The following is a 24,113-nucleotide window of genomic DNA, read 5'->3' as shown; positions in this document are numbered from 1 at the left end:
CATGCAGACATCACCAGAAACAATGGAATAAATGCCAGAGCAAATACTGGTTTTACTGCCTTGTTTTTTTCGGACCATACTCCTTAAAAAAAATATTAGAATTAGATATTTTGGATCATGAAAACCTATTTATAAAAAAAATTATAAAAGAATTTGACACTACAAAAGCGCATGTGCATTAAAATTATTCTGTTTGTTTTCATATCCTTAGAGGAAACAAGCGCACTTTTATAAGACCCAAAAGGCTCTCCATCTACGCATTGAGGTACGATTTCGCAGTAAATATTCGCAGGTTGAGCGGGCAACCTTCGCACGAAAGCATTTTGCATATTATTTCTAAAATATTGGTATTTTCGGAGCGAATGCAAAAAAAAGCCCGCCTGAAAAACAGGCAGGCTTTAATTCTTAGGCGCGGATTAATCTGGCGGCAAAGAAGCCATCCATTCCGCCCCGATCCCACCAGAGACCGGGATGTGTTCGGAAAAATCCTTCCGGCGTCCGGGCAATCGCCATGTCCGCCAGTTCTTCATCCGTGAACGGCACATGCTTCCAGCCCCCGCGTGCAAGCGCGGCTGCAATGCGATCCGGACCCTCTTCATCCTGAAGAGAGCAGACGGCATACATCAGCATGCCACCCGGCTTCAGCATGTCACGCGCTGCGTCAATGAACGCGTCCTGACCTTCCGCCAATGCCGTGACGTCACGCGGGCGTTTGATCCACAGCACATCCGGATGACGGCGGAACGTCCCCGTTGCTGAACACGGCGCATCCAGCAGAACCGCATCAACCGGTGCTTTCGGGCGCCATTTCAAGCCATCTGCAACAATCGTCTCAGCGGTTGCGCGCATCCGGGTGATGTTCTCACGCAGGCGAACCGCGCGGGACTCTTCCTTTTCGATGGCCGTGACATTTGCGCCGGCAGCAGAAAGCTGAGCCGTCTTGCCTCCTGGGGCTGCACAGAGGTCAATCACCGTCTTCCCAGCGACATCCCCCATAAGCTTCACAGGCATGGCAGCAGCCACATCCTGCGCCCAGAACTGCCCCTCTTCGAAGCCTTCCATTGTCGCAATCCGTGTCCCAGCCGGATAACGCACAGTCCCCGTCGGCAGGACATCGCCACCTTCAGGCGCTGTTGCCCCCGGGCGCAGGCTCAGATCCAGCGGCGCCTCACGATGCAGTCCGCGGGAAATGGACCGTGCGCGATGACCCCAGGCGCTCCACAACCACGCCGGAACATCCAGTCTGGCGTCATCGAGCCCTTCCAGAAGATCGCGCCCTTCACGCGCCACACGCCGAAGCACAGCATTCGCCAGCCCGGCGAAAGGCGCCAGACCGCGACGACGCAGCAGGTCAACAATCGTGCCTACCGCTGCATGTGGTGGCGTTTCCAGATGCAACAGCTGCGCCACACCCAGAAGCAACGCACACCGAACAGGCTCGGGCGGTTCACGGCGCAGCATCGGCTGAAGAATTTCAGTCATGCTCCCCATGTACCGTAGCGTTGTTGCCGCCAGACGATGCGCAGAAGCACGATCCCGCGGGTCCATCGGCCCGGCACGGTCCAGCGTCGTTTCGAGCATACGGCGATGTTCGACCACACCGCAGACAATGTCGAAGGCAAGATCACGTGTCGGATCCGGACTGGGGCGGCGCTCCTGTCCCGGCTTCGGACGGCGTCCTCCCTGGCGGGACGCGGACGGGTTCTTCGGACGGCCGGAGCCGCGAGGGGGCGTATTCTGTGTCATTATCGGGCGTTGATCTCTCGCATGCTGCCGAAATCGCATCTTGCGGCGCCGGACGCAATGGAGTCTTCTGCCGCAATGTCCGATCAGATTGCAGAAAATCTCTCCGCCATCCGTAGTCGCATCATTCAGGCCTGCGAAACATCAGGCCGCCCTGCCACGGATGTGGGCCTCGTTGCCGTTAGCAAATTTCATCCGCAGGATGCCGTGGAAGCGGCCTTGAAGGCCGGTCAGCGCGTCTTTGGTGAGAACCGCGTTCAGGAAGCTGCCTCCAAATTTCCAGCGCTTCGTGAGACCTGGCCAGACCTGCGCCTGCACATCATCGGTGGCCTCCAGACCAACAAGGCCGTAGATGCCTGTCGCATCGCAGATGTGATCGAGACTCTGGATCGCCCAGCCCTTTCTGATGCGCTGGAAAAGGCTGCAGAGAAGACAGGCCGCCTTCCGGAGTTGCTCATTCAGGTCAACACAGGGAACGAGCCGCAGAAATCTGGCATCCCCCGCGATGAAGCGGACGCGTTCATCAAGGCCTCAATGCTGCGCTTTGGAGCGAAGGTGCGTGGGTTGATGTGTATCCCGCCAGAAGATGAAGATCCCGCTCCACATTTCCACTTCTTGACACAGCTTGCACAGCGCCACGGACTCCCCGTGGTATCCATGGGCATGTCGGCTGATTTCGAGACAGCCATAGCCGAAGGCGCCACCCTTGTAAGGGTTGGAAGTGCCATTTTTGGCTCCCGCCCCATGACCGGATCCTAACGCGCACCTTGCATCCCTGTAAGAAATCTTGTCATGAGGGGGAATAGACCACGCTTCGACACATCCCTGTGAGGCGATGGTTTCCTGCGATGCCCGTAAATGGAACCACCGATGCCAGAACACGACGGCGATCACGCTTCCCCTCCTTACCCCGGCGCCGGGGTTCCGGTGGACAGCGGCGAAGTCCTTCAGACCATCGAACAGGCGCACAAAGACGGAAATACTTCTGAACTCGGTGACACAGAGGGCGCTGGCGGCCACAAGAAGCCCGGCGGCTTTGGCGCGCTTCTGGCTGTTCTGGGTGTCGTGTATGGCGATATCGGAACGAGCCCGCTCTACGCCCTTCAGTCTTCCGTCGGCATTGTAGGATCTGCCAAGCATCCGGCAGCCGCTTGGGAAGTCATGGGACTGGCCAGCCTGACGTTCTGGGCACTCATGCTGATCGTGACGTTCAAATACGTCATCCTCATCATGCGGGCAGACCATGACGGTGAAGGCGGCATCATCGCCCTGATGTCCCTCGCCCAGCGCGTCTGCAAATCCCAGAAATTCCGATGGCTATTCGGTCTCGTCGGCATTGCAGGCACCTGTCTTTTCTTCGGTGACAGCATCATTACGCCGGCCGTGTCGGTGCTTTCTGCCGTTGAAGGCATCGAAATCGCCGTCCCCTCTGCCAGCCATGTCATCATCCCGATCGCGATGGTGGTTCTGGTCGCACTCTTTGCGGCGCAGGCCCTCGGAACGGGCAAGATCGGCAAGGCGTTCGGGCCGATTATGGTGCTCTGGTTCACCGTTCTTGCCATTCTCGGTGTCCGCGGGATTCTGCTTTACCCGCACATCCTGCTGGCGCTGTCTCCCACCTTTGCCCTCGAATTCATTGTCCTGCACGGATACCTGTCGTTTATCGCGCTGGGATCTGTCGTGCTGTCCGTGACGGGTGCAGAAGCACTTTATGCTGACATGGGCCATTTTGGCCGGGCCCCGATCCGCAAGGCATGGCTGTTTTTCGTGCTGCCATCCCTTACCCTGAACTATTTTGGTCAGGCGGCTCTGCTGATCCATGATCCGGCAACACTGGCCAACCCGTTCTATCATCTCGGGCCACACTGGGCGCAGATCCCACTTCTGATCCTTGCCACTTTCGCAACCGTCATTGCATCTCAGGCCGGTATTTCGGGAAGCTTCTCGCTCTGCCGCCAGCTCATTCAGCTTGGCTACCTGCCCCGTACCCGCATTGTGCACACCAATGCCTCAGAAGAAGCACAGATTTACCTGCCGTCCCTGAACTGGATCCTCGGTTTCGGCGCACTGGTACTGGTTCTGTCCTTCCGGTCCTCCGCTGCACTGGCCGCTGCATACGGCATCGCCGTGACCGGTACGTTCCTGTGCACCTGCGTTCTGGCAATGGTCGTGTTCCGCCGCACCTTCAAGTGGAGTGCTGCTGCCGTCGGCGCCGTGTTCGGACTGTTCTTTGTCGTGGATGCAGTGTTCTTCTCCGCCAACGTCCTGAAGATCCCGGATGGCGGCTGGGTCCCACTCGCCATCGGTATTATCAGCACCATCGTCATGACCACCTGGAAGCGCGGACGTGGCCTGATTGCCGCCAAGCAGCAGGCTGACTCCATGCCTATGGCCTCGTTCCTGGCCCGCCTGCCGCAGTCCCGCACCATCCGCGTTCCGGGTCTTGCGGTCTTCCTAACAGCCAATCCGGACGTGGTCCCGAACTCGCTGCTGCATAATCTGAAGCACAACAAGGTGCTGCATGAACATGTCATGTTCGTGACCGTGCAGAACCTTGATCAGCCGGAGGCTGAGCGTGGCCACCGCACGATCGTTCAGGAACTGGCTCCGAACATCAATCGCGTGATCGTCCGCTACGGCTTCATGGAAATGCCAAACCTGCCGCGTGCGCTCATGGAGCTGAAGGCACTTGGTGTGGCGTTTGATGCCATTCAGGCTTCGTATTTCACATCCCACGAGCTTGTGGTTCGCTCCCGCGTTCCCAAGATGCAGCTCTGGCGGATGTGGCTGTTCCTGCTTCTCCTGCGTAATGCTGCCTCGACCACGGAATTCTTCCGTATCCCGCCTGATCGCGTGGTGGAGTTTGGCGTCCGGATTGCAATTTGACCGAACCTCTTTCTCTCTACATTCACTGGCCATTCTGTCTGGCGAAGTGCCCTTACTGCGACTTCAATTCCCACGTCCGGGATGAAATTCCGCAGAAGCGCTTCGCCGCAGCCTTGCGTCGTGAACTGGCGCATGACGCGGCCCGTCTGGGCCGCCGTCCACTCCGCTCCATTTTCTTCGGCGGCGGCACACCGTCCCTGATGGCTCCGGAAACGGTCACAGCTCTTATCGAAGATGCGCATCAGCTTTTTGATGCCGAGCCGGATCTGGAAATTACGCTCGAAGCTAATCCGACCAGCGTCGAAGCCGGAAAATTTGCGGCTTTCCGTCAGGCAGGCGTAAACCGCGTCTCGCTCGGCGTGCAAAGCCTTCGTGACGACGCCCTGAAAATGCTCGGTCGGGAACACTCTTCAGGACAGGCTATTCGGGCACTCGAAATTGCACGCACGCTGTTTCCGCGCATTTCGTTTGATCTGATCTACGCCCGTCCCGGCCAGAGCGATGCTGATTGGCAAAATGAACTGTCCACCGCGTTGGATCTGGTGGCGGACCATCTGTCGCTCTATCAGCTCACGATTGAACCCGGCACGAAGTTCGAAGCCCTGCACCGGCGTGGAGAGCTGACGCTCCCGGATGCCGAAGACGCTGCGCGCCTTTATGACCTCACCGGCGATACGGCCGCAAAGCACGGTCTCCTCCCCTATGAAGTGTCCAACTATGCCCGGCCCGGCGCGGAAAGCCGCCACAACCTGACCTACTGGCGCTACGCCGATTATATCGGCATCGGCCCCGGCGCGCATGGTCGCCTGACTTTGGATGGAGAGCTTTACGCAACCCGTCGTCACCGCGCCCCTGAACCCTGGGCGGACCGCGTTGAAAAAACGGGTTCTGGCAGTACGGACGAAACCCTTCTGTCTGCGGAAGAACGTGGCCGGGAAGCGCTTCTGATGGGGCTGCGTTTGTCTGAAGGCATCAATGAAGCCAGATTTACCGAACGCACGGGTAGACCGATGGAAGAGTGCGTCGATCCGTTCATGCTTGAGGCTTGTCTGGAAGAAAACTACCTCACCCGTGACGGCGGAATTCTGAAGGCGACGGGTGAAGGAAGACTTCGTCTTGAAGCATTACTGGCAAGATTGGTCACATGAAGGCATGATCGGGCGTTAATTAACAGGACGAGACCATGCGCCGATCCATTCTCTCTGCCCTCCTTGCTGCCTGCGCTCTGACCGGCATTGCGTCCGCTGCCCCTGTGGCTCCGGGATATTACATTCAGGATAACGACTATCTCGGCCCAGGCGGCTCAGACATCCAGTCCGTCATCCCGCTGCTTAACCGCGAAAACGTCAATCTTCTGGCTCTGACCGTGACGATCGGAGACGACTGGGAGAACGCTGAATCCGCACATCTCCGTCGCTTCCTGGAAATTGCAAAGCAGACTCAGATCCCCGTAGCGGATGGCGCTACCATGCCACTCGTCAACACCGTGGCGGCAACGAAGCTTCGTGAGAAGCAGTACGGCACTATTCCCTGGAAGGGCGCATGGGGTGGTCTGGGCTCCATTGACCACACTCCAGAGACACAGCCCGCACTCGGAAAGATGGCCGAAGGCACACCACACATGGCCGTCGATCCGCTCCCCGCGGCGATGGTGCTGATCAAGGCCGTCCATAATCACCCACATCAGGTCACGATCATCGCGGCAGGTCCTTTGACCAACCTTGCTCTTGCCATCCGGCTGGACCCCACCTTTGCCGCTACGGCCAAGCAGCTTGTATTCATGGGTGGTCTGCTGGACTCCAGCATGATGTCCATCACAGGCAATGCGGACTTTGCCTCAGACTTCAACATGATCGGCGATCCGGAAGCAGCCCACATCACACTGACCGCGCCGTGGGCTGCCATCACATGCGTCGGCAATGTCTCCAACGACATCATGATGACGCATGAGCTGATGAACCGCATCGCGGAGAAGAAAACGCCGGTCACTGAGTATCTTCAGAAGTTCTACGGCCCCCTTCCGCTGTGGGATGAACTGACCTCTGCAATTGCTGTAGAGCCAGATCTGGTTACGAAGTCTGTCGATGCCTATATGGACATCAACACGGCACCCGGCATGGATTACGGACATGCGCATGTCTGGCCGGATGCGACTGCACCCAAGGGCATGGGCCTTCGCAAGGTGAAAATCGTCCAGTCCGTGGATACGAAGCGCTTTATCAACGAGTTCGTCGCCCAGGCTCAGAATGCCATGGGAACGCACTGACACCAGACTTTCCAGAAGGGCACCCGACATGCTGAACATCATCAAGCTGGCCGTCGGTTGCCCGACCATCGAAGTGCTGCGTGAGCGCATGCAGCACCCGCGTGTGAACGGTCATGGCGCCGTCCCCACGCGGACAATGCCCAAGCGTGCAGCCGAAGTCCTAGACGGCGGCTCTCTTTATCGCGTGATGGACGGCATGATTCTGTGCCGTCAGCCCATCATAGGGCTTGAAGCCTGCCGTCGCCCGGATGGGACGGAAGGAACACTGATTGTAGTCTCAGACGACATCATCCCCGTTCAGCCCCGCACCATGCGTCCCTTTCAGGGATGGCGATATCTGGACCCAAAAGATGCGCCCCCTGATCTCGGCCAGTCAGCGGGCAGTGATGGGGTGGCTGATCTTCCGCCTCAACTTCGCAGAGAGCTGGCAGAACTCGCTTTAATCTGAAAACGCTCCCTCAAAAGGGCCGATATGGAACAATACAGTCATTCAAACGTTCACCCTGAACGCCGAGACTGCATTGCAGGCTCTCTCCTGCCCTGAAGGAGATTTTCCTTGCCTCCGTTCCATTCAATTTCTCGCAAAAGACTGCGTCACGCGTCCCTGTTCCTGGCCGGCAGTCTGTGCCTGGGTGCGGCTCCTGCCCTTCAGGCCGCTGATGCACCTGCGACCGCCAGTGCACCGTCAAAGGCGCAACTCCTGCCGGGCAAAATTGTCTATGCCCAACTCACAACGCCAGACCTCAAAAGCGCCAAGGCTTTTTACGGTTCGCTTCTGGGGTGGACCTTTCAGGACGTTCCCGTCTCAAAAGGGCAATATGCACAGGCGTTGGTGAACGGAGCGCCAGTCGCAGGACTGGTCGAGCTTCCGCGCATGGCACATCATGGGGACCCGCTTTGGCTCCCGTTCATTTCCGTGTCAGACGTAAAAGCGGCCGCAGAAGCAACGAAAATCTGGGGGGGCCATATTCTCTTCAAACCTCAAATGGTTGAAGGACGGGGCCACGAGACTGTTCTGGCAGATCCGCAAGGGGGTCTGTTCGCCGCACTGCATTCCAGTGCAGGTGACGAGCCGGATGTTGAGACGCCACCCGCTCAGGGAACCTGGATCTGGAGCGCCCTGCTGACGAACAATCCCTACGCAGCGGCCGGATTTTACCAGAAGCTGTTTGGATATACGGTCGAAGCAGTTCAGGACGCCACGCGTGGCACGGCTTATTTGCTGGAATCCCAGTCCTTTGCGCGTGCTACAATCAATCCGCTCCCCGCTCGCCTCCCGGAAGGGGCACACGCACGCTGGATGAACTTCGTGCAGGTGGACAGTGTGGATGCTGCGGCCAAGAAAGCCGTGACGCTTGGCGGGACAATTCTCGTACAGCCCCATCCAGATCGGCAGAACACCACCATTGCCATTGTCGCCGACCCTGCAGGCGCGGCCTTCGGGCTGATGGAGTGGCATGACCCCAACGCATCGGGGGACGCAAAATGATCAGACGTTTATCTCGCACACTGGCCCTCATGGGCGCCTTCTCCCTCGTCCCGCTTTTGTCAGGCTGCGTCGGTTATGACGGCTACGACGGATATTCCGGCGGGGGTGGCTACGGCGGCAGCTACTACAACACTGGCTGGGGCGGCGGTGGCTGGGGCGGCTGGGGACCGGGCTATGCTGTCGGACCGGCCGGAGGCGGCCGCTGGAGAGGTGGATACCGCGGTGGCGGCCGACCTGGGGGTGGCCCACCCCCAGGCAGACCCGGAGGAGGCGGTCGTCCAGGCGGAGGCTTCTCTGGTGGTGGCCGTCCCGGCGGCGGTGGCTTCCATGGCGGAGGTCCGGGCGGCGGAGGAGGTCCTGGAGGGGGCGGACATGGTGGTGGCGGTCACGGTGGCCCCGGTGGTGGTGGACGCCACTGACACCCTGCTCAGGGGCCGGAGAGAACCGGTCCCTGAGCTTCTTCACTTGCAACGGGTCGATCAGAACGCTTCAGCGCCGCAATGCTCGACATGATTTCACCACTCTCAAGCTGCCCCGCAATTTCCGCGAGGGGCTCTCGTGCTTCAAGAGCTTCGGCCTTTTCCTTCCAGAACTGACCGGTCTGAGGATCAGGCGCACATAACCCGGCAGCCATATCAAACCGAAGCAGCGTGACTTCTCCGCTCAGGCTTCTTAGCGCGCGTAACAAGGCATGCATGCGCTCCGCACCCGGTCCCACACCAGAAAGCCCACCAAGAAGCGGAAGCGAGCCACGGGCGAATTCAGCCCGCGTGGTATCAATCCCCGCCTGACGCTGCGTCCGATCCGTGGAAACCGTATCATCGCCATTCAGCACGGCCGACAGATAGCGGATATTCCCAACAATCGCGGCCCGCAACAGACCATCCATGTCCTGCGTCTGCCGTTGTGGAAAGAGTGCAAAAGCGCAGCCAAGGCCAATCAGGCTGCCAAGCGTGTTATCCAGAATACGGAGCCATGCGACACCATCAGACGGCATCGTCATTTCCGTGACGATAATGAAATGTGCGCTCAGGAACAGAACCAGAAGCGTATAATTCACTGCGCGCATTGCAATCGCGCCAATCACGAACAGCGCAAGCGCGACCATCATTTCGGTCGGCCCCGGCAGGAACGGCGTTGCCAGAAGTGCCAGAACACCCCCGCCGATTGTTCCCAGAACGCGCTCTAGAGCCCGCACCAGGGTTGTCTGGCCCGAGGGCTGGATAACAAGCAGTACGGCCACGAGAGCCCAGAAGCCGTAACTCAGGCCCAACCACTGCGTCGCCAGATAAGTCCCCAGGAGGCCAACAACCATGCGGAGGGCATGACGCCAGATAACAGGCGTCAGCCGGGCAACGTGCTTGGGCGCATCAGCATCAAAAGGGAGCCTCGCTTTCTCAGCCAGACCATCCGCAAGCGTGCCAAGCGTCCGTGCGCTTGTTGCTACCAGTTCTCCGATCGTGCCGGAGCGCACACGAATACTATCCGCCAGACCCAAAGCCTCTCTGGAAAGGCGTTTCAGATCCGGGCTGGGAGACAGAGCGGCCTCACTGGCATGCTGGCAAAGTGCCGAAAATGCTGCGAGTGTTCCCCGTGCTTCAAAATCTAGCCCACGCGTTTCAACAAGATGCTCAACAGCAAGCATCGCCGTGAAAAGACGTTCTGCGCCAGCAAGAGAGGCAATCAGGCGACCACGCATGCTGTAACTGGCATGGCCTGCATCAATCTGAAGGGCAACGCCTCTCGCCCGCTCAATGGCTGTGCGGATCGTCTGACGATGAACCGTCTCCTGAAGACGACCTGCGGCCAATTCTCCAGCCATAACGGCAAGAAGCTGATAGCAGCCGCCAACCGCCCGTCGTGCAGGCGCATAGGGATGCTGCGGCCACAGAATCAGGCACAGCACGATCGCCCACGTTCCACCGCCACCGAAGGCAAGCGCAATCGTCAGGGCATCGTTGAATGAATGCGCCGGAAACCCGATCCCGGCGAGCATGACGCAGCCCAGCAACGCGCACAGGAGTGCCATGCTGGGGACTAAGGCACGCGCCAGCCCCGCGAACAGGCCCGTCACGATCAACCAGGGAATGACCCCCCAGTACGGGAATGTCGCAATCAGGGACGTCACACCGCCCAGTACCGCACCCGCAACCGTAAAGATGCCGATGATGCGCAACTGCTCACGCGGTGTGCCACCGGGTTCGATCAGACAGCACCAGAACGCTGCAAAAGCAGCCCAGGCAAAAACAGCCTGATGAAAATAAAGAGCAGGAAGAAGGGCAACAACCGTTGCAAGGGCCGCCCGGACACCCTCAGCAGGAGCAAGTTGCTCCGGGCTGAGGGGAACGGAATGACGGGCCAGAAACTGTGACAGGAAAGTCAGATGACGGGTGCGGTTCAATGAAGCCTGTCGCGCCAGTGGATCACGCACCGTCATATTATCGTCCTGTCAGAATACGCTCCACGAGCTGACCAACTGTAGGAACAAATCCATTCGCATAGAAAGGATCAGTTCCGAAGCGCCAGGCATTCGTGCCACCAAACATCAGGTTGTGGTCAACCACATCGTCCGCATGCTCGTCATTCGGAGCATGCGCAATCGTCTGAAGCGTCTTCTGAATGCAGAAAGACCGAGGATCAGCCTTTTGACCGTTGGTGTATGGCTCACGCTGCATCCAGTTGGAGAACTTACAGGCAGACAGGCAGCCCATGCAGTTCGTCTGGTCAGCCAGGATTTCACGGGCACTGTCAGGGGTGACAAAAACCAGCGTGTCATCAGGCGTACGGAGCGCCTCGGTGAAGCCCGCGGCCTCCCAACCTGCAATATGCTGACGGTCGGTTGAGGACACGAACACTTCGCGCTTACGTGCACCGACGCCGTAAGCTGCATCAAGCTCTGCCGTAGCCTCCGGGCTGTACGCAACCTGACGCTCCGAGCGGCCTCGCAGGTCATGCATGAAGCTATTGTTGACAGCAGAGGAATAAAAGCCGGTCGGAGAGAAGCGGTTCAGATAAACATCCCCCTTCTTCAGCGTCAGAAGACGGCGCTTCCAAGCCTCGGGAATCGGGCTTTCCTTTGTCAGCAGCGGACGCGTTCCGAACTGAAAAGCGATTGGCCCGAGATCCGGGTTACCAATCCAGTCCTGCCATTCTCCAAGAGCCCAGACACCACCCGCCATGATAATGGGCGTTTCATCTAGGCCATACTGACGCAGAACCCGACGAAGCTCGAGCACACGCGGGAACGGATCTTCCGGCTGTAACGGATTTTCCGTGTTGGAAAGACCATTATGGCCACCTGCGCGCCACGGATCTTCATACACCACGCCACCCAGCAGTTCCGGTGCCTTGCTGTACGCACGGCGCCAGAGTGCATTGAAGGCACGTCCGGATGACACGATCGGGTAGTAGGGAATACCGTGTTTGATCGCGATGTCAGACAAACGATATGGCATGCCAGCGCCACAGGTCAGGCCGTTGATGATGCCTGGAGCGCCTTCGAGGATACCCTCGATAATTTCTTCAGCGCCGCCCATTTCCCACAGGATATTGGCGTGAAGGCGTCCTTTGCCACCTGAGATCTCACGGGCAATCTTCGCTTGGGCAATACCGCCATCGATGGCGTAGCGGATCAGTTCGCGCTGCCGTTCACGGCGGGTCCGTCCGTGGTAAATCTGGGGAACAGGACGCCCCTGTTCGTCGTAGCTGTCAGCGTTGACGGCGGAAATGGTTCCAATTCCGCCGGCAGCGGCCCAATGACCTGCCGAAGTACCGGTGGAGACAGAAACACCTTTGCCCCCCTCGACGAGAGGCAGAACATCCTGACCACCAAAACGAAGGGTGTCGATCAACTTCATGGGGACTCGATGTCTCCGATACTCACACAAAAAAGGCGGGGCCTTGCGAGCCCCGCCCGAGGACTCACTCGGCGTCGCGACGGGGCGGACGGCCGGCCTTGGCCCCCACGCTCTCCGTGATATCGGCACCAGTTTCCTGATCGACAACCCGCATGGACAGCTTCACCTTGCCGCGGTCATCAAAACCGATGACCTTGACCTTCACGGCATCGCCCTGCTGGACAACGTCGGACGTCTTGGCAACGCGACCCTGAGTCAGCTCGGAGATGTGCACCAGACCATCACGCGGCCCAAGGAAGTTCACGAACGCACCGAAGTCGGCCGTCTTCACAACCTTACCATCGTAGATGCGGCCGATTTCCGGCTCAGCCACGATGCCTTCAATGCGGGCGATAGCCTTCTGGGCCTGCTCGTCATTGGAAGCAGCGATCGTGATCGTGCCGTCATCCCCGATGTCAACCTTGGCACCGGAATACTCGACGATCTCACGAATGACCTTGCCACCGGAACCGATCACATCGCGGATCTTTTCCTTCGGCACGGACATCGTCGTGATCTTCGGCGCATTGCCGGAGACATCCGTACGGCCTTCCGTCAGAGCCTTGGCCATTTCGCCGAGGATGTGGATACGACCGCCACGAGCCTGCTCCAGGGCAATCTCCATGATTTCCGGCGTGATGGACGTGATCTTGATGTCCATCTGAAGGGCCGTGATGCCCTGATCCGTACCGGCAACCTTGAAGTCCATGTCACCCAGATGATCTTCATCACCCAGAATGTCAGACAGCACTGCAAAGCCACGATCTTCCTTGATCAGACCCATTGCAATGCCAGCAACCGGACGCGGCAGCGGAACACCGGCATCCATCAGCGCCAGGGACGTACCGCAGACGGTTGCCATGGATGAGGAGCCGTTGCTCTCCGTGATCTCGGAGACGACACGCATCGTGTACGGGAACTGCTCCTTGGACGGCAGCAGCGGATGCAGAGCACGCCATGCCAACTTGCCATGACCAATCTCACGACGACCTGGGGAACCCATACGACCACACTCACCGACCGAATACGGAGGGAAGTTGTAGTGCAACAGGAAGTTCGAGCGGTATTCGCCTTCGAGCGCATCAATGATCTGCTCGTCCTGGCCCGTGCCAAGCGTTGCAACGACCAGAGCCTGCGTTTCACCACGGGTGAAGAGCGAGGAACCGTGCGCACGCGGCAGGATGCCAACTTCTGCAAGGATCGGACGAACCGTCTTCAGGTCGCGGCCATCAATACGGATGCCGGTCTTGAGGATGGAGCCACGAACAACCTGGGCTTCCAGCTCCTTGAGCATCGGCTTGGCCAGCTCAACGTCAAGACCTTCTTCAGCAAGGATCTCGTTGATACGGTCCTTGGCTTCAGCAACCTTCTTGTAGCGTGCCTGCTTGACGCGCTCCTTGTAGGCATCGGCCATCAGCTTGTTGCCGACCTTCTCGACGCGCTTGCGAAGGGCAATTTCTTCCTTCGTCAGCGACGGCAGATCCCACGGAGCCTTAGCTGCGTGTTCGGCCAGAGCGATAATGGCTTCGATCACAGGCTGGAAGGACGTGTGACCCAGGGTCACGGCTTCCAGCATGGTCTCTTCCGAAAGCTCGCTGGCTTCAGACTCAACCATCAGCACGCCTTCAGACGTACCAGCCACGACGAGATCCAGCGTGCTGTCCTTAACTTCGGACAGCGTCGGGTTCACGACGAGCTTGCCATCGATGCGACCAACGCGGGCAGCAGCAACCGGACCGAAGAACGGAATACCGGACAGCGTCAGGGCAGCGGAGCAACCGATCAGGGACACGATCGCCGGATCGTTTTCCATGTCATGGCTCAGAACCGTAGCTGTAACCTGAACTTCATTGCGGAAGTTGTCCGGGAACAGCGGACGGAGCGGACGGTCAATCAGACGTGCATTCAGCACTTCTGCTTCAGACGGACGACCTTCGCGCTTGAAGAACCCGCCTGGGATCTTGCCAGCAGCGTAAGCTTTTTCCTGATAGTTGACCGTAAGCGGGAAGAAATCCTGTCCCGGCTTGACGCTCTTGGCACCAACAGCCGTACACAGAACGACCGTGTCACCATAGGTGATCATGACAGCGCCGTCAGCCTGACGGGCAATCTTGCCGGTCTCAAGAATAAGCGGGCGTCCGGCCCACTCGATTTCCTTACGGAAATAATCGAACATATCGTTCTCCTAGATTAGGAACGAGCCATCATCTGGACATCCGGCAGGTGACGGAGCAGCGTTTCGGACGGCATGGCGGTGGTAGCGGGACAATTCCCGCAACGACACCATGTGGCCTGAAACGCCGGTCGCGCACCCCACCCCCGGAAAGACCGATGGCAGGGGTGTCCGGGAGCAAGCCCCCGGACGACGTATCAGCGACGCAGGCCGAGACGCTCGATCACGCTCTGGTAACGAGCCTGATCCTTGCGCTTCAGATAGTCCAGCATGCTACGACGCTGACCGACCATCATCAGAAGACCACGACGGGAGTGGAAGTCCTTCTTATGGGTCTTCAGGTGCTCGGTCAGGTTAACAATGCGCTCGGTCAGGATCGCAACCTGAACTTCCGGCGAGCCCGTGTCGGTCTCGTTCTGGCGGTATTCAGCGATCAGAGCCGTGCGGCGTTCTGCAGTAATCGACATCGTGTTCTCCAAAAAACTCGTGGTTTTCCAGCATCCGTGCTGCCCTGAGCCGTCCATCGCGGATCTGACACAAGCCAATCACGTGCTCTCCGATCATCGCACGCCACAGATGGTCTCCCTCCTGTGACACGGCCGGCAGAGAATATGTGAGATCCGAGGGGTCAAGAGACTGGCCCCAGATCAATATTCTTCCCTCCGCTTCGGTAACGGCCAGCGCCGGGATGTCGACCAGCGCGGTCGCTACATCCAGCAGAGGAGCCGGAAGAGCATCGGCGTTGTCCACAGTTTGAGTCGATTTGTCCAGTGCTATCTCGTCAATCGTCATGGCATGGGACAGATCAAACGGCCCGCATTTCGTTCGACGCAGGACAGAAATATGCCCCACCGTTCCACACGCAAGAGCGATGTCTCGCGCCAGAGACCGCATATAAACGCCCTTGCCAGACTGCACTTCAAAAACCGCAGTATCCGCATCCGGACGCTCTACCAGCGTTATCGAATCTATCCGGGCCGGGCGTGGCGGAAGCTCCGGTGGACGGCCGGCACGTGCGAGATCGTAAGCTCGTTTTCCACCAACTCTCAATGCAGAGAACACGGGGGGAATCTGCATCACATCGCCCGTCAAAGCAGGGAGACAGGCGCGTAGATCGTCATCTGTTGGACGATGAACCGACGTCGCAAGAACTTCCCCCTCGCGATCATCGGTTGTGCGGCTTTCCCCCAAAGAAAGGGTAAAGCGGTAACGCTTTGTCGCATCCATAATATAGGGGATTGTTCGCGTGGCCTTGCCAAATGCGATCGGCAGGACGCCCGAGGCCAAGGGGTCGAGCGTGCCGCCATGGCCCGCTTTTTTCGCGTCAAATTCCCAACGCAGTTTATTGACCATGTCCGTAGACGTTGGGCCAAGCGGCTTGTCGAGAATCAGCCATCCGTCAATCTCGCGTCCGCGTTTTCTTGCCACTGGTCCAGCATCCCTCACTCATGATCGGGCGCTGATAGACCAGTCTGACCTGTAAATGCAAAAACACCCCTGACCCGAAGGCCAGAGGTGTTGTGCAAAATCAGTCTTCCAGATCTCGGCTAACTTCCGGTGAACGAAAGAGCTGATCCAGTTCCATCGCATTATCCAGCGCCGTATCTGGCTGGAAATGAATTTCCGGAACACTTCGCAGTCGAAGCACTTTGGCCAACCCGGAGCGAAGGAAAGGAGAAACCCGCTTTAAAGCGGGAAGAACTTCTTCCACATCGCTTCGGCCCAGTCGGGTCACGAACACTGTCGCGTGACCAAAGTCTGGGGAAACCCGCACTTCCGTAACCGTAATGCGAACATCCAGCAGGTCAGGATCACGAAACTCCGTGCGGGCGAAGATGTCCGCCAGAGTCCGGCGAACCTCTTCTGCCACCCGAAGCTGGCGCGTGCTTGGCCCTTGGGCAACAACGCCTGCCGGGCCTTTCAGGTCATTTCTGGAACGTGAGCTCAAGCCGGGATCACTTCCATCTCGTAGCACTCGACGACATCGCCTTCGCGCAAATCATTGTAACCTGCGAAGGAAAGACCGCACTCATACCCACGAGCCACTTCCTTGACATCGTCCTTGAAGCGCTTGAGCTGGCTGAGTTCACCCTGATGGATGACCACGTTCTCACGCAGCAGACGCACACCACAGCCACGCTTGACGAGGCCTTCGGTGACGTAGCAACCAGCGACCTTGCCAGTCTTCGTGATGTTGAAGACCTGACGGATCTCCGCATAGCCGAGGAATTTCTCGCGATGCTTGGGCGCAACCTTGCCCTTCACGAGCTGCTCTACGTCGTCCGCCACCTGGTAGATGATGGAGTAGTAGCGGATATCCACACCTTCACGCTGCGCCAGTTCACGAGCCTGCGTCGTCGCACGAACGTTGAACGCCACGATGATGGCATCAGAAGCCTTGGCGAACTGGATATCGCTTTCCGTGATCTGACCGACACTGGCGTTCAGGACGCGGATTGCAACTTCCTCATGAGCCAGTTTCTGGACTGTCGTGGAGATTGCTTCCGCAGAGCCCTGAACGTCCGCCTTGATAAGAAGGGCAACTTCCTTCTGATCACCGGCCTGAATACGAGCCAGCATCTGGTCGAGTGTGCCACGGGCAGCAACCTGCGTCGCAGCCTGCTTTTCCTTGATGGTACGCTGACGGAATTCGCTGATCTCACGAGCGCGGACGTCGTTTTCAACAACAACGAACGGCTCACCTGCACCCGGAACACCCGCGATGCCGAGAATCTCGACAGGCATGGATGGGCCAGCGTCCTTGAGCTGACGGCCACGATCATCGAGAACCGCACGAACACGTCCCCACTCCGCACCAGCGACAACAATATCGCCGCGACGCAGTGTGCCCTTCTGAACAAGAACGGAAGCCACTGGGCCACGCCCGCGATCAAGGCGGCTTTCGATCACCGTACCTTCGGCCATACGATCCGGGTTAGCTCTCAGATCAAGCATTTCAGCCTGAAGCAGAATAGCCTCTTCCAGCTTGTCCAGACCCGTACGCTTCAGTGCCGAGACTTCGACATCCTGCGTATCACCGCCCATATCTTCGACCACGATTTCATGACTCAGAAGTTCCTGACGGACACGGGTTGGGTTGGCGCCTGGCTTGTCCATCTTGTTGATGGCGACAATGATCGGGGCATTCGAAGCCTTGGCATGCTTAATGGCTTCGATCGTCTGCGGCATGACACCGTCATCGGCCGCAACCACCAGAACGACCACGTCCGTCACGGATGCACCACGAGCACGCATGGACGTAAATGCCTCATGGCCCGGTGTATCGATGAAGGTGATCTTCTTCCCGGAAGGTGCCGTGACCTGATACGCACCGATGTGCTGCGTGATACCGCCGGCTTCTGCGCCAGCCACATCAGCAGAGCGGAGTGCATCGAGAAGAGACGTCTTACCGTGATCGACATGACCCATAACGGTCACGACCGGAGCACGCGGCGCCAGATCTTCTGGGCGATCTTCAACGCCCTTGATGCCGATTTCCACATCGCTTTCAGCAACGCGCTTCACACGATGGCCGAACTCTTCGACGATCAGCTCAGCAGTATCGCCGTCGATGCTCTGGGTTGCCGTCGCCATAACGCCCATTTTCATGAGCGACTTGATGACATCACCCTGACGGGACGCCATACGGTTGGCCAGCTCAGCGACCGTGATGGTTTCCGGAACAATTACGTCACGCACAACGCGCACCTGATCAGAACGAAGACGTTCAAGCTCAGCCTGGCGACGTTCACGATCGCGCTGACGGCGAACTGAAGCCAGCGAACGGGTTTTGCCGTCATCGCCTTCAATCGCTGCACGCACATCAATGCGACCGCTACGACGGTCATTGCCGCCCGGGCTCTTGCGAGGAGAAGGCTGGGTGGAACGACGCTGAGCCGGACCACTGGGTGCACCACCACTGCGGCGAGCAGGAGCACGACGCTCTTCTTCGCCACCCGCCGCGGCTGCGGGAGAACGCAGATGAAGCGTCTCACCACCACGGGGCTGTGCAGGAGTTGCAGCCGCAGGACGTGCGGTCTGAACCGGACGCTCCGGCATAATTGCGCGCTCTGCAAGAGGACGCAGACGCTGCACGGGGGCTGCTAGCTGCACGCCACCCGTTGAATGCGTACGCGGGTCAAGCGGAGCAGCACGCTGGGCTTCTTCAGCTTCACGTTCTGCCTGACGCGCAGCGCGCTGGGCTTCTTCTTCAGCGAAGATGCGCGCGTCTTCTGCGGTTTTGATCGCCTGACGATCACGCTCGATGCGTGCAGCTTCTTCAGCCTCTCTCGCCTCTGCGGCAAGACGTTGTTCTTCCTCGGCACGGCGGGCTGCTTCTGCAGCCGACATGATCTGGATCTTTTCGGCTTCGCGGCGTGCAGCCTCTTCAACCGCAGCTTTACGCTGTGCTTCCAGAACGCGCTGACGCGTTGCAAGCTCCGCAGCCGTCAGGGCGCGACCGCCAGCACCAGCACCACGACCACCACGTGCACCGCCAGCAGCCGAGCCACCCGGGCCGGAAGCTGCGCGCTTGGGCTTGCGAACTTCAACCTGCACGACCTTTGAGCGGCCGTGGCTGAAGCTTTGACGCACGGAGCCAGCGTCGACTGTACGACCGACCTCCTGACGTCCTGCGGGGCGTAGGGACAGGCGGCCAGTCTTGTTCTGTTCGCCGCCCTGTGATGGGGTCTGTGTTCCGTCCTGGTTGCGCTCGTTGCCGTCGCTCATAGTTCCGCCTGTTCCTTACTGACCCCTTTGGGGTCTGGGAGTGAACGTCCTGCCACTCCCGAAAATCTCTCATGTTCGGCGATCAGGCGCTGTGCCAGCGCACCCGGCGCCATCACCGCATAGACCGCCCGGTCCCGGCCGAACGCCGAAGCCAGGACGCGATCGGGAACTGTCACCACCGGCAGAGATCGCCGGCCCGACACCAGTCTGGAGAACTCGTCCAGGCTTGCACCTTCGGAACGGATCACCACCCCTGCCCTACCGGAAATGAGCCACTCCCGGCATTTCTGAAACCCGCATACAACCTGCCCCGCTCTTCGGGCCAGACTGACAGCGTCCAACATCCTCTGTCCCAGTGCCGCCTCGACGAGATCCGCCAGACAGTCCGGTACAGACACCTGGGCCTTCGCAGCACGTGCAAAAGCCTGTCGGGTGCGGGGGCTATCTAACACATCCCGGCTGGCACTCAACCACATTCCCCGACCTGGCAGCTTTGCAGCCAGATCTGGCACAACCCGATTATCCGGGCTGACCACGAAACGGATCATGCTTTCAGGCGGCCTCTGCTCTCGGGTCACGAGGCAGCGACGCTCTGAACCGCGGCGCCCTAAAGCACCGCGAATGGGACCATTATCAGTATCAGAAATATCAGACGTCGGTCGACTCCCCGTCCTTCTTTTCGGCTTCAGCCGATTCGTCACCCTCAAACCAGTGGGCACGGGCTGCCATGATGACTTCATTCGCGGCATCTTCATCCATGGCGTCTGCGCCAAGAATGTCCACGAGTTCATCACCTGCCAGATCCGCCAGATCGTCGAGCGTTTTCACACCCTTCTCACCAAGCGTCACCAGCATCTGGTTCGTGAAGACTCCGAGATCGACAACATCGTCCGTCACGCCAAGCTCTTTGCGCTTGTCGTCCAGCTCGTGTTCCTTGCCAGCCAGATACTCGTTTGCACGCAGCATCAGCTCTTCGGCAACACTCTCATCGAAGCCTTCGATGTCATGCAGTTCGCCAGGCTCCGTATAAGCCAGTTCTTCGATGGAGTGGAAGCCCTCTGTAACCAGAAGGCTGGCAATCACATCGTCCACATCCAGCGAGTCAACGAACAGGCCAGTCCGCTTGCGGAACTCTTCCTGACGACGCTCCGATTCCTCGGCCTCCGTCAGAATATCGATGTCCCAACGGGTCAGCTGGCTGGCCAGACGCACATTCTGTCCGCGGCGACCGATCGCGAGCGAAAGCTGCTCATCCGGCACCACGACTTCAACACGCCCTGCTTCTTCATCCATCACCACCTTGGTGACTTCAGCAGGGGCCAGCGCATTCACAACGAATGTTGCAGCCTGCGGGCTCCAGGGAATGATGTCGATCTTCTCGCCCTGCAACTCAGCCACAACAGCCTGAACGCGCGAGCCGCGCATACCAACGCAGGCACCGACCGGATCAATTGCGGCATCACGGGAAATGACAGCCATCTTGGCACGGGACCCTGGATCACGGGCAACAGCCTTGATCTCGATGATGCCGTCGTAAATTTCCGGCACTTCCTGGGCGAACAGCTTGGCAAGAAATGCCGGATGCGTCCGTGACAGGAAGATCTGCGGGCCGCGCGGCTCGTCACGTACATCATAGATATACGCGCGAATACGGTCCGAATTCCGGAAAGACTCGCGGGGGATCAGCTCGTCACGGCGCAGAAGGCCTTCGGCATTGCCGATTTCAACCATCATGTTGCCGTACTCGGTCCGCTTGACGGTACCGTTGACGATCTCGCCTACGCGATCCTTGAATTCATTGAACTGGCGCTTGCGTTCATATTCACGCACACGCTGCACAATAACCTGCTTGGCCGTCTGCGCTGCAATACGACCAAAGTCGATCGGCGGCAGTGGATCAACGAGATGTTCGCCAATCTGAATTTCCGGCTGGAACTTACGAGCAATGTGAATGGGGATCTGCGTGTCCTCATTCTCCACCTGCTCGACAGCTTCCGTCCAGCGGCTGAGACGAACTTCGCCCGTCTTGCGGTCGATGGTCGCGCGAATGTCCTTCTCGTGACCATACTTGGCGCGGCCAGCCTTCTGAATGGCCTGCTCCATCGCTTCCAGCACTTCTTCGCGGTCGATGTTCTTCTCGCGCGAGACTGCGTCTGCGACCAGCAGCAGTTCAGGGCGGATAACAGATGTGTCCATCAGATCGGACCTCCAGCCAGCATGAGACGGGTCATTGTTTCTTCTTCCCCGGCTTCTTCGGATTCAGTTTCGGAACGCGAGGCGTCTCGCCGTCACTCTCCGCTTCAGGTGTGATACCCGAAAGGGCAGCACTTGCCTCAATCAGGGCATCCGTCAGGATCAAACGGGCCTTGCGAACTTCTGCCAATGGCAGCTCCGCTTCAGTCCCGTCGTCCAGACGAATCACGCCCTTGCCATCCCGCGTGCCCATCACCGTTCCAGAGAAACGACGACGGCCATTGAGCGGAACATCAAGCTCAGCCTTGGCCAGATGTCCGGCGAATCGCTCCCAGTCCTTTGCACGGGTCAAAGGGCGGTCGATTCCAGCTGATGATACTTCGAGCATCCATGCGCCTGGAATCGGGTCATCCACGTCAAGGATGGCACCGACGGCGTGACTGATCTGCTCGCAGTCCTCCACGGAGATCAGGGAGCCGTTTGCACGGTCCGCCATGATCTGAATGGTCGGGGTGTCGCGCCCGAGAACGGAAAGACGGACGAGCTCGTAGCCCAGGTCCGCCAGCGTCGGCACGATCCGCTCCGCAATGCGGGCTTCAAGGCCCGTCAGATGAGGCAGTTCGAGACCGGAAGATGTGTTCTGTTGAGACAAGACAAAAAAGGCGGCCCGTCAGGGCCACCCCCCGAAAAGAAGCGGAAGATGAATGGAATGACCTCTATCTAGGCCCTCCACCCTCGCAATGCAAGTAGAACGACAGGGATACAGCCCCATAAGCATATCGAAAGATTTGTTTACATTTATCAGTGCGGAGAATGCTTGCCTTGAACGGGTAGTCAGGGTGAGATGAGGCCCTGATGACAGCCGAACCCGAGCCTAAACCGCATCTCCTTCCGCAGCAGGATGCTCCCCGGAGCCGACCTCTCTGGGCGGGAGGTAGTCTTCTGGCCGTGGTCACCATTGGGGCCGGGGCATTTTTCTACACTCATGCCACGACGCCCAAGGCCGCAGTTCCCGCTTCTCCGCCAGACAATGCTGCCGTTGGCACGGCACCGGCGCTTCAGGCGGCGGTCCAGCTTTCCATGCTCTCCGCACAGAATGCCCCTAAAGCGCTTGCTGCCACCAGCTTCAATGCCCAACAGCGAAGCCAGATTTTAGCGGCTGTGCAGCGTGGCGATATGCGCCTTGTAGAAATGCCGGTTCTGGATGCGGCAGGCGTGACAGGACAGACCGTTGATGTCACAGTATCCGGATTGACCCAGCGCGTTGTTTTGACAGGAAAATTCCAGCGGCTCATTCTGCCGATTGCCGAAGCCGCACAGGTTACGATTGATCCTGTCACAATGCCGCACGCACCCGCTCTTACCATTGGTGCCATGACCGCCCTCGGCCCCGAAGCCCTGCCAAGCCTGACTGCGCTGAGTCAGCGTATCGTGCTTGGCGTGATTGTTCAGTAAAGGCCACCCCGGTGTTCAAGTCCCTCGTTCCCATGCTCAACCGGGCCATGCCAGTTATGATGGCGGCCTTCCTGATTCTGGCGGTCATTCAGGTGGCCGTCATGCTACACCTGTCTCTGGATGGTTTCTGGAGAGCTCTGAACTGGGCACGCCCTGCCTATCTCCCCCTTGCGGGGATCGGCGCCCTCCTGACCGTCATGGGTCTGGGATACGAAACTTCTGCAGAAAAACTGGCGCGTCGTGGACTGCGCCGGAGGAAAGGTCTGATCATGGATGTTCTCAGCCGGCTGACCAATCGTGGTGCGCTTGAAGAACTCATGGCCCGCGAACAGCGCGAAACCGTCATTGATGCGGAGGAGCTTGCCGCATCTCTTCGGGCCCGCGTCATCGGGCAGGACCGTGTCTGCGAAGACATTGCCCAGCAGCTCCGCCGCCGCCTCGCTCTTCAGGTTCGTGGCAAGCCCGTCGGCATTTTTCTGCTGGCAGGGCCTCCAGGAACTGGCAAAACCTATCTGGCCAAGCAGATCGCCCGACAGATGGAACGTCCTCTGCTCCATTTCGATATGACGCAGATGTCCAGCCCCCATGCAGCCACACAGCTCTTCGGCTCCCCGAAGGGCTATGTCGGCTCAGACACTTTCGGCAAGCTGACCGGCGGGCTCAAAGATCAGCCAGATGCCGTCGTCCTACTGGATGAAATCGAAAAGGCCCATCCGGACGTGTTCAAGAAGTTCCTCACTGCGTGGAACGATGGTCACGTTACGGAAGCGTCTACAGGCGAACAGGTCTCCACCACCCGCGCCATCTTCATGCTGACGTCCAACATCGCAACGGACGCACTGACAGAGATTGCGGACCGCTTGGAAAATGAACCTGACAAAATGCGTGCGGAGTCGGTGGAAGCGCTCAAGCGGGCAGGCTTCGCTCCTGAAGTTCTGAACCGCCTCGACAGGATCTTCGTATTCCGCGCCCTTCGCGGTCTGGATCTGGCCCGTGTGGCCGCTCTGGAAATTGAAGCCATGATCGAAAGCTATGGCCTGCACGTTGAAACAGGCGGTATTGATCCGGCCCTGCTCTTTCAGGTCATGGTCAAGCAGAAGAACCTGGGCACCGGCGCCAGCGCTCGTGATCTGGTGCGGTCCATTGAAGATATGGTGAGCGAAAGCCTGATTATCGCCCGTCAGCAGGGCGCCAAGACGGTTCGCCTGACGGCAGGAGATGAGGGCGTTATCGCGGAAATTTCCAAGGATACCGAAGCGCAACTCGGCCGCCTGAGCCACTGAT

Annotated in this window: 20 protein-coding genes; 9 read left to right on the top strand and 11 right to left on the bottom strand. The window is 58.8% G+C overall.

From position 1 onward, the window contains the following. Positions 1 to 405: 405 nt before the first annotated feature. Positions 406 to 1,746, bottom strand: coding sequence for an RsmB/NOP family class I SAM-dependent RNA methyltransferase (locus tag JN414_RS01145; protein ID WP_202206356.1), 1,341 nt, complete (start codon positions 1,744 to 1,746; stop codon positions 406 to 408). Positions 1,747 to 1,767: 21 nt separating this feature from the next. Between JN414_RS01145 and JN414_RS01140 the strand changes: the two genes are divergently transcribed. From JN414_RS01140 to JN414_RS01110, 7 genes are all read left to right on the top strand, one after another. Continuing rightward, positions 1,768 to 2,502, top strand: a complete 735-nt coding sequence (locus tag JN414_RS01140; protein WP_099210766.1) for a YggS family pyridoxal phosphate-dependent enzyme — start codon at positions 1,768 to 1,770, stop codon at positions 2,500 to 2,502. A gap of 99 nt (positions 2,503 to 2,601) precedes the next feature. Further along, entirely contained in the window at positions 2,602 to 4,629 is a 2,028-nt protein-coding gene (locus tag JN414_RS01135; protein WP_064273768.1) for a potassium transporter Kup, read from the top strand. Next, positions 4,626 to 5,777, top strand: coding sequence for a radical SAM family heme chaperone HemW (gene hemW, locus JN414_RS01130; protein ID WP_202206355.1), 1,152 nt, complete (start codon positions 4,626 to 4,628; stop codon positions 5,775 to 5,777). The genes JN414_RS01135 and hemW overlap by 4 nt, the downstream gene beginning before the upstream one ends. 35 nt (positions 5,778 to 5,812) lie before the next feature. Then, positions 5,813 to 6,895: a nucleoside hydrolase gene (locus JN414_RS01125; RefSeq protein ID WP_202206354.1), complete on the top strand. Its 1,083-nt coding sequence runs from the start codon at positions 5,813 to 5,815 to the stop codon at positions 6,893 to 6,895. A gap of 28 nt (positions 6,896 to 6,923) precedes the next feature. Continuing rightward, a complete protein-coding gene (locus tag JN414_RS01120; RefSeq protein WP_046900021.1) occupies positions 6,924 to 7,343 on the top strand; it encodes a DUF1489 family protein in 420 nt (139 codons plus the stop codon). A 108-nt stretch (positions 7,344 to 7,451) separates the two neighbouring features. Beyond that, positions 7,452 to 8,384: a VOC family protein gene (locus tag JN414_RS01115; protein WP_202206353.1), complete on the top strand. Its 933-nt coding sequence runs from the start codon at positions 7,452 to 7,454 to the stop codon at positions 8,382 to 8,384. Further along, the gene (locus JN414_RS01110) at positions 8,381 to 8,803 is read left to right on the top strand and encodes a hypothetical protein (RefSeq protein WP_202206352.1); all 423 of its coding nucleotides are present in this window, start codon (positions 8,381 to 8,383) and stop codon (positions 8,801 to 8,803) included. Before JN414_RS01115 ends, JN414_RS01110 begins: the two co-directional genes overlap by 4 nt. Positions 8,804 to 8,811: 8 nt before the next feature. On the opposite strand, the gene JN414_RS01105 is transcribed toward JN414_RS01110, so the two are convergent. From JN414_RS01105 to rimP, 10 genes are all read right to left on the bottom strand, one after another. Next, positions 8,812 to 10,821 (bottom strand): FUSC family protein, encoded by a 2,010-nt coding sequence (locus tag JN414_RS01105; RefSeq protein WP_202206351.1) that lies wholly within the window; start codon positions 10,819 to 10,821, stop codon positions 8,812 to 8,814. A gap of 1 nt (position 10,822) precedes the next feature. Further along, entirely contained in the window at positions 10,823 to 12,241 is a 1,419-nt protein-coding gene (locus tag JN414_RS01100) for a nitronate monooxygenase family protein (RefSeq protein WP_202206350.1), read from the bottom strand. Positions 12,242 to 12,305: 64 nt separating this feature from the next. Continuing rightward, on the bottom strand, positions 12,306 to 14,456 hold the full coding sequence (gene pnp / locus JN414_RS01095) for a polyribonucleotide nucleotidyltransferase (RefSeq protein WP_202206349.1): 2,151 nt from the start codon (positions 14,454 to 14,456) through the stop codon (positions 12,306 to 12,308). Positions 14,457 to 14,650: 194 nt separating this feature from the next. Then, on the bottom strand, positions 14,651 to 14,920 hold the full coding sequence (gene rpsO / locus JN414_RS01090; RefSeq protein ID WP_007283842.1) for a 30S ribosomal protein S15: 270 nt from the start codon (positions 14,918 to 14,920) through the stop codon (positions 14,651 to 14,653). Continuing rightward, on the bottom strand, positions 14,880 to 15,881 hold the full coding sequence (truB, locus tag JN414_RS01085) for a tRNA pseudouridine(55) synthase TruB (RefSeq protein WP_202206348.1): 1,002 nt from the start codon (positions 15,879 to 15,881) through the stop codon (positions 14,880 to 14,882). Before truB ends, rpsO begins: the two co-directional genes overlap by 41 nt. A 100-nt stretch (positions 15,882 to 15,981) precedes the next feature. After that, positions 15,982 to 16,401 carry a 30S ribosome-binding factor RbfA gene (gene rbfA / locus JN414_RS01080; protein ID WP_046900027.1) on the bottom strand — a complete coding sequence of 140 codons (420 nt, stop codon included), beginning with the start codon at positions 16,399 to 16,401 and terminating at the stop codon, positions 15,982 to 15,984. Then, a complete protein-coding gene (infB, locus tag JN414_RS01075; RefSeq protein ID WP_202206347.1) occupies positions 16,398 to 19,181 on the bottom strand; it encodes a translation initiation factor IF-2 in 2,784 nt (927 codons plus the stop codon). The genes rbfA and infB overlap by 4 nt, the downstream gene beginning before the upstream one ends. Next, positions 19,178 to 19,882 (bottom strand): RNA-binding protein, encoded by a 705-nt coding sequence (locus JN414_RS01070; protein WP_371823798.1) that lies wholly within the window; start codon positions 19,880 to 19,882, stop codon positions 19,178 to 19,180. Before JN414_RS01070 ends, infB begins: the two co-directional genes overlap by 4 nt. Further along, the gene (gene nusA, locus JN414_RS01065; RefSeq protein WP_046900030.1) at positions 19,830 to 21,377 is read right to left on the bottom strand and encodes a transcription termination factor NusA; all 1,548 of its coding nucleotides are present in this window, start codon (positions 21,375 to 21,377) and stop codon (positions 19,830 to 19,832) included. The genes JN414_RS01070 and nusA overlap by 53 nt, the downstream gene beginning before the upstream one ends. Before the next feature lie 31 nt (positions 21,378 to 21,408). Further along, positions 21,409 to 22,026, bottom strand: a complete 618-nt coding sequence (gene rimP, locus JN414_RS01060; protein ID WP_046900031.1) for a ribosome maturation factor RimP — start codon at positions 22,024 to 22,026, stop codon at positions 21,409 to 21,411. A gap of 203 nt (positions 22,027 to 22,229) precedes the next feature. Here rimP and JN414_RS01055 point away from each other — a divergent pair, with 203 nt between their 5' ends. Continuing rightward, positions 22,230 to 22,829 carry a hypothetical protein gene (locus tag JN414_RS01055; RefSeq protein ID WP_202206346.1) on the top strand — a complete coding sequence of 200 codons (600 nt, stop codon included), beginning with the start codon at positions 22,230 to 22,232 and terminating at the stop codon, positions 22,827 to 22,829. Positions 22,830 to 22,861: 32 nt separating this feature from the next. Then, positions 22,862 to 24,112, top strand: a complete 1,251-nt coding sequence (locus tag JN414_RS01050; RefSeq protein WP_202206771.1) for an AAA family ATPase — start codon at positions 22,862 to 22,864, stop codon at positions 24,110 to 24,112. Position 24,113: the final 1 nt, after the last annotated feature.

The sequence above is a fragment of the Gluconobacter sp. Gdi genome, assembly GCF_014132155.1.
Classification (GTDB): Bacteria; Pseudomonadota; Alphaproteobacteria; order Acetobacterales; family Acetobacteraceae; genus Gluconobacter.
The sequence above is the reverse complement of the archived record's forward strand: the minus strand, read 5'-3'. Positions and strand labels throughout refer to the sequence as shown.